Origin of the sequence: Pseudomonas sp. GL-B-26, assembly GCF_019947405.1 — a bacterium.
GTDB lineage: Bacteria > Pseudomonadota > Gammaproteobacteria > Pseudomonadales > Pseudomonadaceae > Aquipseudomonas.
In genome coordinates this window covers 1-15977 of the sequence record NZ_JAGYGJ010000019.1, presented here as the reverse complement: position 1 = coordinate 15977, position 15977 = coordinate 1, and the positions used below count along the sequence as shown (strand labels likewise).

General features: G+C 59.6%; 15 protein-coding genes. 4 read left to right on the top strand and 11 right to left on the bottom strand.

Annotated features, from left to right (window positions below; translation table 11 throughout):
- Positions 1-33: 33 nt before the first annotated feature.
- Positions 34-753, bottom strand: a complete 720-nt coding sequence (locus KGB23_RS14390; RefSeq protein ID WP_223431583.1) for an SDR family oxidoreductase — start codon at positions 751-753, stop codon at positions 34-36.
- 247 nt (positions 754-1000) lie between these two features.
- Entirely contained in the window at positions 1001-2206 is a 1206-nt protein-coding gene (locus KGB23_RS14385) for an MFS transporter (RefSeq protein ID WP_223431582.1), read from the bottom strand.
- 235 nt (positions 2207-2441) lie between these two features.
- On the opposite strand from KGB23_RS14385, the gene KGB23_RS14380 reads away from it, so the two are divergent.
- Positions 2442-3071 (top strand): hypothetical protein, encoded by a 630-nt coding sequence (locus KGB23_RS14380; RefSeq protein ID WP_223431581.1) that lies wholly within the window; start codon positions 2442-2444, stop codon positions 3069-3071.
- A gap of 186 nt (positions 3072-3257) precedes the next feature.
- Here the strand turns inward: KGB23_RS14380 and KGB23_RS14375 are convergent, their stop codons facing one another.
- The 8 genes from KGB23_RS14375 to gcl all read right to left on the bottom strand — a co-directional run bounded on the left by KGB23_RS14375 (position 3258) and on the right by gcl (position 12909).
- Positions 3258-4256 carry a sulfate ABC transporter substrate-binding protein gene (locus tag KGB23_RS14375; RefSeq protein ID WP_223431580.1) on the bottom strand — a complete coding sequence of 333 codons (999 nt, stop codon included), beginning with the start codon at positions 4254-4256 and terminating at the stop codon, positions 3258-3260.
- Positions 4257-4370: 114 nt separating this feature from the next.
- Entirely contained in the window at positions 4371-5195 is an 825-nt protein-coding gene (locus tag KGB23_RS14370; protein WP_223431579.1) for an ion transporter, read from the bottom strand.
- A 21-nt stretch (positions 5196-5216) separates the two neighbouring features.
- Complete coding sequence (locus tag KGB23_RS14365) at positions 5217-6131, bottom strand: urea transporter (protein ID WP_223431578.1); 915 nt, start codon at positions 6129-6131, stop codon at positions 5217-5219.
- Between the two features lie 146 nt (positions 6132-6277).
- Positions 6278-7693 (bottom strand): pyruvate kinase, encoded by a 1416-nt coding sequence (gene pyk / locus KGB23_RS14360; RefSeq protein WP_223431577.1) that lies wholly within the window; start codon positions 7691-7693, stop codon positions 6278-6280.
- Positions 7683-8963 carry a glycerate kinase gene (locus KGB23_RS14355; protein WP_223431576.1) on the bottom strand — a complete coding sequence of 427 codons (1281 nt, stop codon included), beginning with the start codon at positions 8961-8963 and terminating at the stop codon, positions 7683-7685. The genes pyk and KGB23_RS14355 overlap by 11 nt, the downstream gene beginning before the upstream one ends.
- 155 nt (positions 8964-9118) lie before the next feature.
- On the bottom strand, positions 9119-10009 hold the full coding sequence (locus tag KGB23_RS14350; protein ID WP_223431575.1) for a 2-hydroxy-3-oxopropionate reductase: 891 nt from the start codon (positions 10007-10009) through the stop codon (positions 9119-9121).
- A gap of 160 nt (positions 10010-10169) precedes the next feature.
- Positions 10170-10952 (bottom strand): hydroxypyruvate isomerase, encoded by a 783-nt coding sequence (hyi, locus tag KGB23_RS14345; RefSeq protein WP_223431574.1) that lies wholly within the window; start codon positions 10950-10952, stop codon positions 10170-10172.
- A 181-nt stretch (positions 10953-11133) separates the two neighbouring features.
- Complete coding sequence (gene gcl / locus KGB23_RS14340) at positions 11134-12909, bottom strand: glyoxylate carboligase (RefSeq protein WP_008145572.1); 1776 nt, start codon at positions 12907-12909, stop codon at positions 11134-11136.
- Positions 12910-13175: 266 nt separating this feature from the next.
- Here gcl and KGB23_RS14335 point away from each other — a divergent pair, with 266 nt between their 5' ends.
- Positions 13176-13616 (top strand): GlcG/HbpS family heme-binding protein, encoded by a 441-nt coding sequence (locus tag KGB23_RS14335; RefSeq protein WP_223431573.1) that lies wholly within the window; start codon positions 13176-13178, stop codon positions 13614-13616.
- Positions 13617-13815: 199 nt separating this feature from the next.
- Positions 13816-14274, top strand: coding sequence for an REP-associated tyrosine transposase (locus KGB23_RS14330; protein ID WP_223431572.1), 459 nt, complete (start codon positions 13816-13818; stop codon positions 14272-14274).
- Between the two features lie 112 nt (positions 14275-14386).
- On the opposite strand, the gene KGB23_RS14325 is transcribed toward KGB23_RS14330, so the two are convergent.
- Positions 14387-14995 (bottom strand): TetR/AcrR family transcriptional regulator, encoded by a 609-nt coding sequence (locus tag KGB23_RS14325; RefSeq protein WP_046054318.1) that lies wholly within the window; start codon positions 14993-14995, stop codon positions 14387-14389.
- Positions 14996-15129: 134 nt separating this feature from the next.
- Here KGB23_RS14325 and KGB23_RS14320 point away from each other — a divergent pair.
- Positions 15130-15977, top strand: an 848-nt coding sequence (locus KGB23_RS14320) for a DUF808 domain-containing protein (protein ID WP_223431571.1), incomplete at its 3' end; no start/stop codon positions are given.

The following is a 15977-nucleotide window of genomic DNA, read 5'->3' as shown; positions in this document are numbered from 1 at the left end:
ATCGCCGCTCCCACATTTGATTGGTGTTGTTTATCAGAAAGCTGCTTTGCCCACAGATGCGCCACCGTCGACAAACAAGGTTTGCCCGGTGATGAATCCGCTCTGCTCAGACAACAAAAACGCAATCGCCGCCGCGATCTCCTGCGGCTGCCCCAGCCGACCCATCGGCACGCCGGCCAGGTAACGCGCTTCACCTTCGCTGCCCGGTGGATTGTTGGTGCGAAACAGTTCGGTTTCGGTCGGGCCCGGGGCCACGGCGTTCACCGTCACGCCGGTTTGCGCCAGTTCCAGCGCCCAGGATCGCGTGAAGCTGATCAACGCGGCTTTGGCCGCCGCGTAGGCGGTGCGCTGCGTGATACCCAGCACAGTCAGGCTGGAGATGTTCACTACCCGACCCCAGGCCTTGGCGCGCATATTCGGCAGCAGTGCCTGAGTAGCCTGCAAGGCCGAATGCAGGTTGACCCGCATCACGTCGTCGAACGTGTCGAGGTCGATTTCCCCCAGCACCTGCGGGCGCACCAGGCCGACGTTGTTCACCAGCCCGTCGAACTCATAAGTCCTGGCCAGCTCCGCCAGCACTTCCTGAGTCAGTGCCCTGTCGCTCAGATCCAGCGGAAACAGAATGCCGGGAAAGCTCAGGTCGGGCGAACGGGCGATTCCGACCACACGATGACCCGCGCGGTCCAGGTGCTCGGCGACCGCGCGGCCGATACCTTTGCTAGCGCCGGTGATTAGAAAGGTACGTCGGGTCATTACACACTCCTTGAAAGAACATGTCGCGGCTCAGGCGGCATTTGATCGGTTCAGCCGCGAATCGCATCCAGCATCGCGTCAGGCTCAGGACGCTGAGTGTAATCCGGGTTGACCTCGGGGTAACGGATCAGGCTGAGCGAAAGTATTCATTCTTGGGGCGAATGCCGCGGCCTGGTTCGGCACTGAGTGATATCAAGCCCATTGCCTTCGCGGGCGCCTACCCCTTGCCCGCGAAGCTATTGGTGGACTATGCCGTCGCCAACAAACGCTTCTCTGAAACACTCAAAAACCGCAACAACGCCAACAGCGGAAACGCGCTACCCACAATCACGATCCACAACCAGCCGCCGTGTTCATATACCGCACTGGCCACCGAGGAACCAAACGCGCCGCCGATGAAGATGCTGGTCATGTACAACGCATTCAGGCGGCTGCGGCTTTTGGCGTCGAGGGCGTAGACAGCGCGTTGGCCGAGGACCATGTTCATCTGCACGCAGAAGTCGAGCACCACGCCGGTGACCGCGAGGCCGATGACGCTGTAGGCCGGGTGGATGAAGGCGGGCAGGAAGCTCAGGCTGGCGAACAGCAGGGCCAGCAGTGAAGCAATGCGAGTGTGGCCGGCATCGGCCAGTCGACCGGCAATGGGTGCCGCGATGGCGCCGATGGCCCCGACCAGGGCGAAGATTGCGATCTGGGTTTGCGACAAGCCATGATTGCGCGCCAGTTCCAGCGGTACGGCGGTCCAGAACAGGCTGAACGTGGCGAACATGCACCCCTGGTAAAACGCGCGCTGACGTAACACCGGTTGTTGACGCAACAGGGTCCACAGAGACCCCAGCAACTGACCATAAGAAGCACTGTGATCAGGCTGGCGCTTGGGAATCGTCAGCGCCAACACCATGCTGATCGCCGCCATCAACACCGCTGCAATCACAAACATCGCACGCCAGCCGAAGTGGTCAGCCACCACGCTGGACACCGGCCGCGCCAACAGAATCCCCAGCAGCAAACCGCCCATGATCCCGCCGACCACACGCCCGCGAGACTCCTCCGGTGCCAGATGCGCGGCCAGCGGAATCAGGATTTGCACCGACACCGAACTGAACCCCACCAGCAACGAGATCAGCAAAAACACATTTGGCTGATCGGTGAACGCAGCGCCCAGCAGACTGGCAATCGCCACCACCGTGGTGATTATCATCAAACGACGGTTTTCCAGCAGATCACCCAGCGGCACCAGGAAGAACAGACCCAACGCGTAACCGATCTGGGTCAGTGAAACGATCAGGCTGGCCATGGTGCTGGTGAGGCCTATGTCGGGTGCGATCAGGCCGATGATCGGTTGGGCGTAGTAAATGTTGGCAACGATGGCGCCGCAGCAGAAGGCAAATAGCAGCACCATGCCTCGGGTCATTGTTGCGGTGCCGTGGGGCACCTGGGTCGCTGGGTTCATAACGGGTCTCGCTGAGCAAAAGAGAATGCGCGCAGGCTAAAGAGCTATCGGAATGGGCAGAAGAGGGTTTGGAGTGATAGCAATCATTCCGTTGCGGAATGAGTGACGGACGTGTGTGATGTCCATCGAGGAACCTTGCGTCAAAATATCGAGGTCCGATGATACATTCACTTACATCCTGTTCGATAGCGTGCTTATGTTCTCTATTCACGTTTCATAAAACGGAAGGCACTTCATGAATGCGATGTTTCGTCACCTGATTCGCGGCGCTTCAGTGGTTACCTTGATCGGCTTGTTCACGGCAGGTCTTGCCCAGGCTGCTGACGCGCCGGGCATGCGCATCGGCGTTCGCGGCGAGATCACAGGGGGCAGTCCCGACGCGCTGAAAGTGCATGTCAACAGTGGTGAAAACGTGGTCATCAACCTGAGCAAAGACACCAAAGTTCACGCCGTCACTCTGGCCAACATTGAAGACATCAAACCCGGCAGCTACATCGGCTCGGCAGCCATACCGCAGGAAGACGGCACGCTCAAGGCACTGGAAGTCCATGTCTTCCCGCCGGAACTGGCCGGTAGCGGCGACGGTCATCGGCCATTTGATTTGGCGAAGGGCAGTAGCATGACCAATTGCAGCGTGGGCGATCTGGTGGTTAGCAATGGTCGGGTCTTGACCGTCAACTACAAGGGCGGGCAGCAGAAGATTCTGGTGCCGGAGGATGTGCCGATCGTGAACCTGGTGCCGGGGGATCGGAGCTTGCTGAAGGTGGGGGTGAAGATCGTGACGTTTGTGACGCAGAGTGCCGATGGGACGCTGACGGCTCAGTCGATTGCGGCGGGCAAGGACGGCGTGACACCGCCGATGTAATGGCGGGTGATAGCCCCCTGTGGGAGCGGGCTTGCTCGCGAAGGCGCCATAACATTCAACATCTATGTTGACTGTCACACTCCTTTCGCGAGCAAGCCCGCTCCCACAGGGGATCTTCAGCGAACATGATGTTCGGGCACAAAAAAGGCGACCTTCTCAGGTCGCCTTTTTCATTGGGCTCAGGAGTTACTGACCGCTGTAAATCTGATCAAAGATCCCACCATCATTGAAGTGGGTCTTCTGCACAGTTCGCCAGTCACCAAAGGTCTTCTCTACCGACAGGAAATCCACTTTCGGGAAACGATCGGTGTACTTGGCCAGCACCGCCGGATCACGCGGACGCAGGTAGTTCGCCGCCGCAATCTCCTGACCTTCCGGCGACCACAGGTACTTCAGGTATTCCTCGGCAGCAGCGCGAGTGCCTTTCTTATCGACGGTTTTGTCGACCACCGACACTGGCGGCTCGGCTTCGGCGGAGACGCTTGGGTAAATGACTTCGAACTGATCACGACCAAACTCACGGGCAATCATCTCCGCTTCGTTTTCGAAGGTCACCAGCACATCACCAATCTGGTTGGTCATGAAGGTTGTGGTGGCTGCGCGGCCACCGGTATCCAGCACCGGCGCTTGTTTGAACAGCTTGCCGACGAAGTCTTTGGCTTTGCTTTCGTCACCACCGTTTTTCAGCACATAACCCCAGGCCGAGAGGTAGGTGTAGCGGCCGTTACCCGATGTTTTCGGGTTTGGCACGATCACCTGCACGCCGTCCTTGAGCAGGTCGGGCCAGTCTTTCAGGGCTTTCGGGTTGCCTTTGCGGACGATGAACACGGTCGCCGAGGTGAACGGCGCACTGTTGTTCGGCAGGCGGGTGACCCAGTTATCCGGGACCAGTTTGCCGTTGTCCGCCAGGGCGTTGATGTCGGTGGCCATGTTCATGGTGATGACGTCAGCCGGCAGGCCATCGATCACCGAACGCGCCTGTTTGCTGGAGCCGCCGAAGGACATCTGCAGGGTGATGTTTTCGTTGTGCTCGGCTTGCCAGTGTTTCTGGAAGGCAGTGTTGTAGTCCTTGTAGAAATCGCGCATCACGTCGTAGGAAACGTTAAGCAGGGTCGGTGCGGCCTGAGCCACGCTGGCCAGAGCCAGGCCAGCGGCCAGAAGTGAGGCGCCAAAGAGTTTTTTCACTGCGCAGTCCTTGTTTTAAAAAGAGTGTTCATAAAGTTTTTATTTAAAAGAGGCAATTTGCCCGCGACTATAACGGGGCTCGCATAGTCCTTTAAAGATTAAAAAGCACTTTGCTTATTCCATTTTCTTGAATAGCTGATTACCGCACCGTGAGCAGAAAGCCGCCCCATGTTCGTGGCTGTTTTTCTTGCACACCGGGCAGTCATGTTGCAGTTGTTCGCCGCGCATCGCGTTGGCCAGTTCGGCGGTGAAAATTCCCGTCGGCACGGCGATGATCGAGTAACCGGTGATCATCACCAAGGATGAAATCACCTGACCCAGCGGCGTCTTCGGCACGATGTCGCCGAAGCCCACGGTGGTCAGCGTGACGATAGCCCAATAGATCCCTTTGGGAATGCTGGTAAAGCCGTGCTCCGGGCCTTCGATCACGTACATCAAGGTGCCAAAGACCGTCACCAAGGTGCAGACGCTGAGCAGAAACACCACGATCTTCTGCTTGCTGCCGCGCAATGCGGACATCAGATAGTTGGCTTGCTTGAGGTACGGGCTGAGCTTGAGTACGCGGAAGATCCGCAGCATCCGAATGATCCGGATAATCAGCAGGTACTGCGCATCGGCGTAATACAGAGCAAGAATGCCGGGCACGATCGCCAGCAAATCCACCAGTCCATAAAAGCTGAACGCATAGCGCAACGGCTTGGGTGAGCAGTACAGCCGCAGGCCGTATTCGATGGCGAAGATGACGGTGAAGCCCCACTCGATGTACGCCAGTACGTTGGCGTAGTTCTGGTGAACCGCGTCGATGCTGTCGAGCATCACGATCACAATGCTGGCGAGGATGATCAATAGCAGGATGCCGTCGAAGCGCCGACCGGCCTTGGTGTCGCTCTGGAAAACCATGACGTAAAGCTCTTCACGCCAGTTTTTGCTGCTGTCCATGGATACCGCCTGAACCAATGATCAGCGCAGCCTAGGTTGATTCTCCTCCAGAGTGCAAGGCGTACGGGCGACAGTGGTCTTGCCGAGCATTTGAACAATCGTACGGATCAGCCAGCAGGAGAGAATGAACGGCGCGGTCAGCGTTGGCAGACCGATGGCGGCAAACACCGGCGTCAGCAACAGCGCTGATGCAATACCGATGAGCGGCAGCCAAGGCTTCTGGCGCTGCGAGCTGAAGGTGAGGGCGGCGAGTACGGCGTTATAGCCACCGAGGCCGATCAATGCGGTATAGAAGTCGTGATGCAGCATGCTCCAGCCCATGCCCGCGACTGACGCCAACAACGCCCAGCAGAATGCGCGGCGATCAGCGATCAGCAATCCCACGGCAATCAGCCCGCCGGCCAGCGGATGACCGAGGAACATCACCTGGCCGAGGCCTTTCAGTGGTGCGGCGAGCATGTTCAGTGTGTTGATTTCGATCAAGTGTGGATTTGTCGAGGGCGTGGCGAAGCACAGCAGCAACCAGCCCAGCCCCACGAAGGGCGCCGTATAGGCAGGTAAGAATTGGCTGACCCGGACGCGTTTGAGCCACTGTTGAGTGAACATCGCGCTCAGGCCGCCCGCGGCAATGATCAGCGGCGGCAACATCGCTGACCAGGGGAAGTAGAGGCTCAGCAGTAAGCCGAGTAAGACACCGTTGTAACTGAAGAGCCCGGCCTGTCGATCGGCCTTGGCGTAGCCGCGTCGTTGCGCGGTGAGTAACCCGGCGACACCGCCCAGCAGTGCACCGCCGAGCAGGGCAGGCGCGGTGAAAAGAATGGCCAACAGGCACAGCAGACCGCACAGCGGATGACGCTGGAGAAAGATCTGACTGAAACCGTTGAGCAGGGCAGTCGCCCAGTCGGGGCAGTGGGTGTTGAAGTGGTTGGCAGGCATGATGAAGTCTGTGGTGTGTCAGGGGGACCGAGTTGCCTGTTTCGCGAGCAAGCCCGCTCCCACATTAGTTTTGTGTCGATCACAGATTAAATGTGGGAGCGGCGGTGCGACGATTCGACTTGCTCGCGAAGAGGCCGGTGCAGGCGCTAAATCAACGTCTCGATACGCAAGGAGTTAGTCGACCCCGGCTGCCCAAACGGCACACCCGCCGTGATCAATAACGTGTCGCCACGCTTGGCCATGCCCTGCGCCTGGGCAATCTCCAGCGCCGTCGAGCACACTTCATCCACCTGACGCAGGCGGTCATTGACCACCGAGTGCACGCCCCACGCCACCGTCAATCGGCGAGCGGTTTGCAGGTTCGGTGTCAGGTTGAGGATCGGCACCGTCGGCCGTTCCCGCGCCGCACGCAAACTCGAGGTGCCGGACTCGCTGTAATTCACCAGCACCGCCACCGGCAGCACATTGCTGATGCGACGAATCGCGCAGCTGATCGCATCAGAAACAGTCGCCTCAGCCTTCGGCCGGCTCACGTCCAGTTGCGCCTGATAGTCCGGACCATTTTCCACCTGACGAATGATCTTGCTCATCATCTGCACAGCTTCCAGCGGGTACTCGCCAGAGGCAGTTTCCGCCGACAACATCACCGCATCCGCACCTTCGGCCACGGCGTTGGCAACATCGGTCACCTCGGCGCGGGTAGGGGCCGGGGAGAAGCGCATCGACTCCAGCATCTGGGTCGCCACCACCACCGGTTTGCCGAGCTGACGGCAAATGGTGATGATGTTTTTCTGAATCTGCGGCACGCTTTCGGCCGGCACTTCCACGCCCAGGTCACCGCGAGCAACCATGATCGCGTCGCTCAATTCAGCGATCTCGCGCAGTTGCGTCACGGCCGATGGCTTCTCGATCTTGGCCATCAAAAACGCTTTGTCGCCGATCAGTTCGCGGGCCTCGCGGATGTCTTCCGGACGCTGCACAAACGACAGCGCGACCCAGTCCACACCCAGCTCCAGACCGAAGCTCAAATCACGACGGTCCTTGGCGGTCAGCGGGCTCAGGTCGAGCACCGCTTGCGGCACGTTCACACCTTTGCGGTCCGACAGCTCGCCGCCATTGAGCACGGTGGTGTCGATGGCGTCGGAGTACTTGGTGACCACGCGCAGACGCAGCTTGCCGTCGTCCAGCAGCAGGTCCATGCCCGGCTCGAGTGCGGCGATGATTTCCGGGTGAGGCAGGTTGACCCGGCGCTCATCGCCCGGCGTCGGGTCAAGGTCCAGGCGCAAGGCCTGACCGCGATGCAGTTGCACCTTGCCCTCGGCGAACTTGCCGACCCGCAGTTTCGGGCCTTGCAGGTCCATCAGAATGCCCAAGGGATAATTCAGCTGGCGCTCGACTTCACGAATCCACTGATAGCGCTGAGCGTGGTCGGCGTGATCGCCATGGCTGAAGTTCAGGCGAAAGATGTTGACCCCGGCCTGCACCAGCTCACGGATGTCGTCGATCCCGTTAGTGGCAGGACCGAGGGTGGCGAGGATTTTAACCTTCTTGTCAGGCGTCATTTTTAGGGCTCTCGAGAATCAGGATGGCACGGAAGTCGTTGACGTTGGTGCGGGTCGGCTCAGTGACGATCAGCGCGTCCAGCGCCTCGAAATATCCGTAGCCATTGTTGTTGTCCAACTCGTCGCTGGCGCTCAGACCGAGGGCGGCGGCGCGGGCGTAGCTGTCCGGGGTCATGATTGCGCCGGCGTTGTCTTCGGAGCCGTCGATGCCGTCGGTGTCGCCGGCCAGCGCGTAGACGCCGGGCAGGCCCTTGAGGCTGTCGGTCAGGCTCAGCAGGAACTCGGCATTGCGTCCGCCACGGCCATTGCCGCGTACGGTGACGGTGGTTTCACCGCCCGAGAGGATTACGCAGGGCGCCGCCAGTGGCTGACCGTGCAGCACGACCTGACGGGCGATACCGGCGTGAACCTTGGCCACTTCGCGGGATTCGCCTTCCAGGTCGCCGAGGATCAGCGGACTGAAACCGGCCTGACGTGCTTTCACCGCAGCGGCTTCAAGCGACTGTTGTGGACGAGCGATCAGTTGGAAATGACTGCGCGCCAGGCTCAGGTCGCCGGGTTTGACCGTCTCCGATTCTGGGCTTTGCAGCCAGTTGCGCACCGAGATCGGGACTTCGATGGCGTAGCGCTTGAGGATCGCCAGCGCTTCGGCGGAGGTGCTCGGGTCGGCCACGGTGGGGCCGGAGGCGATGACCGTGGCGAGGTCGCCCGGTACATCGGAAATCGCATAGGTATAAACAGTGGCAGGCCAGCAGGCTTTGCCGAGACGGCCGCCCTTGATCGCCGAGAGGTGCTTGCGCACGCAGTTCATCTCGCCGATGGTGGCGCCGGATTTGAGCAGGGCTTTGTTGATCGACTGCTTGTCGGCCAGGGTGATGCCGGCCGCGGGCAACGCCAGCAGGGCAGAGCCACCGCCCGAGAGCAGGAAGATCACGCGGTCGTCTTCGGTCAGATTGCTGACCAGTTCCAACACGCGTTTGGCGACCTCCAGACCGGCAGCGTCAGGTACCGGGTGAGCGGCTTCAACCACTTCGATTTTTTCACACGGGGCGCCGTGACCGTAACGCGTCACCACTAAACCTGATACTTCACCCTGCCAGCAACGCTCCACCACTTGGGCCATGGCCGCGGCGGCTTTGCCGGCGCCGATGACGATCACCCGACCGCTGCGGTCTTTGGGCAAATGGGCTTCGAGGACTTGCTGCGGATGGGCCGCGTCGATGGCTGTGGCAAACAGCTCGCGCAGCAATTGTTGCGGATTGACCGACATGGCGGGCTCCCGGATTTCTTGTTATTTGGAGGGCGACTCGGTTCCTTGTGGGAGCGGGCTTGCTCGCGAAGGCGGCTTCACATTCAACAGAGATGTTGACTGACACACCGCTTTCGCGAGCAAGCCCGCTCCCACAAGGTTTTGTGCGGGGCTGCTTACTTATCGCGAATCGAGAAATTCGCCATGTGTTCCAGGCCCTTGATCAGCGCCGAGTGGTCCCAGTTGCTGCCGCCGATGGCCGCGCAGGTGCTGAACACTTGCTGGGTGTTGGCGGTATTCGGCAGGTTGATGCCCAGCTCGCGTGCGCCGGCCAGGGCCAGGTTCAGGTCCTTCTGGTGCAGGCTGATGCGGAAGCCTGGATCGAAAGTGCCTTTGATCATGCGCTCGCCGTGCACTTCGAGGATCTTCGAGGATGCGAAACCGCCCATCAGTGCTTCACGGACCTTGGCTGGATCGGCACCGTTTTTCGAAGCGAACAGCAGGGCTTCAGCCACGGCCTGGATGTTCAGCGCCACGATGATCTGGTTCGCCACTTTCGCGGTTTGACCGTCGCCGTTGCCGCCGACCAGGGTGATGTTCTTGCCCATCGCCTGGAACAGTGGCAGAACGCGTTCGAAGGCATCGGCATCGCCGCCGACCATGATGCTCAGGGTCGCGGCCTTGGCGCCGACTTCACCGCCGGACACTGGCGCGTCGAGGTACTGAGCGCCTTTTTCGTTGATTTTGGCAGCGAAGGCTTTGGTGGCGGTTGGCGAGATCGAGCTCATGTCGATCACGACTTTGCCTTTGCCAACACCGGCCGCAATACCGTCGGTGCGGAACAGCACGTCTTCGACCTGTGGGGTATCCGGCACCATGACGATGATGAATTCGGCTTCTTGCGCGACTTCTTTCGGGTTGGCCAGGGCGACGGCGCCACCGGCAATCAGGTCAGCAGGTGCAGGGTCGTGGTGCGCCGACAGGAACAGGCTGTGACCGGCTTTCTGCAGGTTCAACGCCATTGGGTGGCCCATGATGCCGGTGCCGATAAATCCGATTTTAGCCATGAGAAATTCCTCTTGTTTTTGTGTTGCTCCCGACCCTGAGTCGGTGAGCTTTTGTGGCGAGGGGATTTATCCCCGTTGGGCAGCGAAGCGGCCCCAGGTTTTACGACTGCTGCGCAGCCGAACGGGGATAAATCCCCTCGCCACAAGGGCCACTTCAATTTCAGATTGCGTTATGGGTTTTCAACCAGCCCAGACCTGCTTCAGTGGTAGTCAGCGGCTTGTATTCGCAGCCAACCCAACCCTGATAACCGATGCGGTCCAGGTGTTCGAACAGGAAGCGGTAGTTGATTTCACCGGTGCCCGGTTCGTTGCGCCCAGGGTTATCGGCCAACTGGATGTGGTTGATCTCGCCCAGGTGCGCGGCCATGGTGCGGGCCAGGTCGCCCTCCATGATTTGCATGTGGTAGATGTCGTATTGCAGGAACAGGTTGGCGCTGCCGACCTGTTCGCGAATCGACAGGGCTTGCGCGGTGTTGTTCAGGTAGAAACCCGGGATGTCGCGGGTGTTGATCGCTTCCATCACCAGTTTGATGCCCGCCGCTTGCAGCTTGTCGGCGGCGTACTTGAGGTTGGCGACGAAGGTTTTTTCCACGGTGGCATCGTCGATGCCTTGTGGACGAATACCGGCCAGGCAGTTGACCTGGGTATTGCCCAGCACTTGCGCGTAAGCGATGGCCAGGTCGACACCGGCACGGAACTCTTCAACCCGATCCGGCAGGCACGCGATACCGCGCTCGCCCTTGGCCCAGTCACCGGCCGGCAGGTTGAACAGCACTTGGGTCAAGCCATTGGCATCGAGCTTGGCTTTGATCTCGGCGGAGCTGAAATCGTAAGGGAACAGGTATTCGACACCACTGAAGCCGGCCTTGGCGGCAGCTTCAAAACGGGCAAGAAAATCCTGCTCGGTGAACAGCATGGACAGGTTGGCTGCGAAACGCGGCATGGTGGTCTCCTCGTGCAGATTAAATACAGATGGCCCGGCTAAACGCGATCAGTCCCCTCTCCAGGGGGAGAGGGTTAGGGTGAGGGGTGGATCAAGAGTGTGATCCAGATCCTGCGAACGGCACAAAACTGCCCCTCACCCCAGCCCTCTCCCCGGAGGGGAGAGGGAGCTAAAAGCCAAATCAATCCAGCAACGAAATCGCGGTTGGCGCGTCGTTGCCGACCAGCGCCAGGTCTTCGAATTCGTTGACGGCGTTGATCTCGGTGCCCATGGAAATGTTGGTCACACGCTCCAGAATAATCTCGACGATGACCGGCACCTTGAACTCTTCGATCAGCTCCTGAGCCCTGCGCAGGGCAGGCTGGATCTGGCTCGGTTCGAACACACGCAGCGCCTTGCAGCCCAGGCCTTCGGCGACCGCAACGTGGTCGACACCGTAACCGTTGAGTTCCGGAGCGTTCAGGTTGTCGAAGGACAGCTGCACGCAGTAGTCCATGTCGAAACCGCGCTGAGCCTGACGAATCAGCCCCAGGTACGAGTTGTTCACTACCACGTGGATGTACGGCAGCTTGAACTGCGCGCCCACCGCCAATTCTTCGATCATGAACTGGAAGTCATAGTCGCCCGACAGCGCCACAACTTTACGGGTCGGATCAGCCTTGACCACGCCCAGCGCTGCCGGAATGGTCCAGCCCAGAGGACCTGCCTGACCGCAGTTGATCCAGTGACGCGGTTTGTAGACGTGCAGGAACTGCGCGCCGGCAATCTGCGACAGACCGATGGTGCTGACGTAGCACGTGTCTTTGCCGAACACCTGGTTCATTTCTTCGTAAACGCGTTGCGGCTTGACCGGCACGTTGTCGAAGTGAGTCTTGCGCTGCAGGCTGGATTTGCGCTGCTGGCAGTCTTGCAGCCAGGCACTGCGGTTTTTCAGCTTGCCGGCGGCTTGCCATTCGCGAGCGACTTCGATGAACACGGTCAACGCGGCAGCGGCGTCGGAAACGATGCCCAGGTCCGGGGTGAACACGCGGCCGATCTGGGTCGGTTCGATGTCAACGTGAATGAACTTGCGGCCTTCGGTGTAAACGTCGATCGAACCGGTGTGACGGTTGGCCCAACGGTTACCGACACCCAGCACCAGGTCGGATTTGAGCATCGTGGCGTTGCCGTAGCGGTGCGAGGTTTGCAGACCGACCATGCCGACCATCAACGGGTGATCGTCCGGAATGGTGCCCCAGCCCATCAGGGTCGGGACCACCGGAATACCGGTCAGCTCGGCGAATTCCACCAGCAACTCGCTGGCGTCGGCATTGATGATGCCACCACCGGCCACCAGCAACGGACGCTCGGCCTGATCGAGCATGGCCAGCGCCTTCTCGATTTGCACGCGGTTAGCGGTTGGCTTGGCCAGCGGCAGTGGTTCGTAGGCGTCGATGTCGAATTCGATTTCAGCCATCTGCACGTCGAACGGCAGATCGATCAGCACCGGGCCTGGACGGCCGGAGCGCATTTCGTAGAAGGCTTTCTGGAACGCGTAAGGCACCTGGCCCGGTTCCATGACGGTGGTTGCCCACTTGGTCACTGGCTTGACGATCGAGGTGATGTCGACAGCCTGGAAGTCTTCCTTGTGCATACGGGCGCGGGGTGCCTGGCCGGTAATGCAAAGAATCGGGATCGAGTCGGCCGAGGCGCTGTAGAGCCCGGTGACCATGTCGGTACCGGCCGGGCCGGAAGTGCCGATGCACACGCCGATGTTGCCGGCCTTGGTGCGGGTGTAGCCCTCGGCCATGTGCGAGGCGCCTTCAACGTGGCGAGCAAGGACGTGATCGATGCCACCGACCTTCTGCAAGGCGGAGTACAGCGGGTTGATCGCGGCGCCGGGGATGCCAAAAGCGGTATCAACCCCTTCGCGGCGCATCACCAGAACGGCGGCTTCGATTGCTCTCATTTTGCTCATGGTTTTGTGCCTCTTACGTTTTGTAATTGTATACAAGTGGCTTTGCGCAGAGTGTATTCACGGCGGACGGCGCAGGTCAATCCATTTTCTCAAGCGGCCGTTTCATTCGTCGGAAGCCTAATCTACTGTGGCTTTTCGTCGCATGTGGCGCTTTTCGAAAATTATTGTATACAAAAAAATAACTCATTGTGTTCTATTTGTTGCATCGGACTTCTGAACAAAACGCAGTCCAGCAGCTTTCCCTATAACAAAATGAGGACGGCACCATGAGCGCTTTAACCTTGAAAGTCGCAGTCAACCTGACCAATCAGGCTATCTCCGCAGGGCGTGCAATCTCGGCGGCTCCATTGACCATCGCAGTACTGGATGCGGGTGGGCACTTGGTCACCCTGCAACGTGAAGACGGCGCCAGCCTGCTGCGCCCGCAGATCGCCATCGGCAAAGCCTGGGGCGCCATCGCCCTGGGCAAAGGCTCACGCCTGCTGGCGCTGGACGCACAACAACGACCGGCGTTTATCGCCGCTTTGAACAGTCTGGGGCAGGGCAGCGTTGTGCCGGCACCGGGCGGTGTATTGATTCGGGATCAGGACGGGAATGTGCTGGGGGCTGTTGGTATCAGCGGTGATCTTTCCGATGTTGATGAGCAATGTGCGATCAACGCGATTGAGGCGCTGGGGTTGACGGCGGATGCTGGGGTGACTGCTTGATTAATGGGTGATTGATCTACCGCTATCGCCAGCAGGCTGGCTCCCACAGGTGAATTATCTGAGTGTCAGAGATCCACTGTGGGAGCCAGCCTGCTGGCGATGGTGCTCTACCAGACACATCCTGCCAAAAGTCTGCCCCCGCCTTTTAGTCATCACAAGACTAGGCTCTTTTTGATTTCATTAGGAAAAGGGCAATGGAATGCCGGATTTACCAGCTTCAAACCGTCTGCGCATCGGCCGCTGTGCCGAGCAAAACCGCATCTATCTCTTAACGACAAACACACTCGACCGAGAACCTGTTTTCAAGGACTTCACCTTGGGCAGATTAGTCGTCTCGCAATTTCGCGCTGCGCAGGACCAAGGTTATGCAAACTCACTGGCCTGGGTCGTCATGCCGGATCATTTTCATTGGCTGATCGAATTGCAGCGGGGGTCGCTGTGCGGACTGATGCAAAGGACCAAGTCGTTGAGTAGCAAGGCAGTGAATCTGTCTGGCGGCCGTAGGGCCAGTCTTTGGCAGCGAGGTTTTCATGATCGAGCGCTGCGTCGTGAAGAGGACTTGGTAAAGGTTGCCCGGTATGTTGTGGCTAACCCGTTGCGGACCGGGTTGGTCGAGCGGCTTGGCGACTATCCGCTGTGGGATGCGATTTGGGTTTGATCCAAAAACCGAGTCGTCCCCATCGCCAGCAGGCTGGCTCCCACAGGTGGATTATCTGAGTGTCAGAGATCCACTGTGGGAGCCAGCCTGCTGGCGATGGGGGCGCCGCGGTCTATCGATCAGGCTCACACCCTTTAAGCACCAACCGGATAATCGTCTGCGCCGCCGCTTCATAGTCGGCCTCATCGAGCTTGGCCTTTCCGGTCACCGCGGAAATCTGCCAGTCGAAGTCGGCATAGGTCTGGGTCGCGGCCCAGATGCTGAACATCAGGTGGTTGGGGTCGATCGGGGCAATCTGGCCGCGGTCGATCCAGGTCTGGATGCAGTCGATGTTGTGCTTGGCCTGGCCGTTGAGCCGTTCAACCAGATCGGCACTCAGGTGCGGGGCGCCGTGCATGATTTCGCTGGCGAACACCTTGGAGGCGAAGGGCAGGTCGCGGGAGATGCGGATTTTCGAGCGGATGTAGCCGCTCAGCACTTCACTGGGCACGCCGTCGGCGTTGAACGGTGTCGAGGCCTGCAGAATTGGTTCGATGATGCTTTCCAGGACCTCGCGGTAGAGGTTTTCCTTGGATTTGAAGTAGTAGTAGACGTTGGGCTTGGGCAATCCCGCCTTGGCTGCGATGTCACTGGTTTTGGTCGCAGCGAAGCCCTTGTCGGCAAATTCTTCACTGGCGGCACGCAGGATCAGTTCTTTGTTGCGCTCGCGGATAGTGCTCATAAACCAGGGGGTTCCTTGCCTGTTCTGGCGGTTGCGCATGGTAGCACCGGCCTCGCGCGGCGCTCAAGAATGCCCCGTGCGGTCCCTGGCCGCGCTATGCTGCGCGGCATTCATTCAAGAAGGAAACCTGATTCATGGCAGGAAGCAGTTTGCTGTTGCTGATCGACGACATTGCCGCGGTACTCGACGATGTGGCGTTGATGACCAAAATGGCCGCCAAGAAGACTGCCGGCGTGCTCGGCGACGATCTGGCGCTCAATGCCCAACAGGTTTCCGGTGTGCGTGCCGAGCGGGAAATCCCGGTGGTGTGGGCGGTGGCCAAAGGGTCGTTTCTCAACAAGCTGATTTTGGTGCCCTCGGCGTTGGCCATCAGCGCGTTCATTCCCTGGCTGGTCACACCGTTGTTGATGATCGGTGGCGCGTACCTGTGTTTTGAAGGTTTCGAAAAACTGGCCCATAAATTCCTGCACAGCAAGGCTGAAGACCAGGCCGAGCATGCAGAGCTGGTCGAGGCCGTGGCTGATCCGGCGGTCGATCTGGTGGCGTTCGAGCAGGACAAGATCAAAGGCGCCATCCGCACTGACTTCATTCTTTCGGCGGAAATCATCGCCATCACTCTCGGCACCGTGGCAGATGCTCCGCTGACCCAGCAAGTCATCGTCCTCTCGGGCATTGCCATCGTCATGACCATCGGCGTGTATGGCCTGGTGGCTGGCATCGTCAAACTCGACGACCTCGGCTTGTGGCTGACTCAGAAGCCTGGACAGATGGCCAAGAGCATCGGCGGCGGGATCCTGCGTGCTGCTCCGTACATGATGAAAAGCCTGTCGGTGATCGGCACGGCGGCGATGTTCCTGGTGGGTGGCGGAATTCTCACCCACGGCGTGCCGGTGGTTCATCACTGGATTGAGAGCGTCAGCGCAGGGGCGGGCGGTGCCGGGTTTGTCGTGCCGACGTTGCTGAATGCGGTGGCGGGGATAGT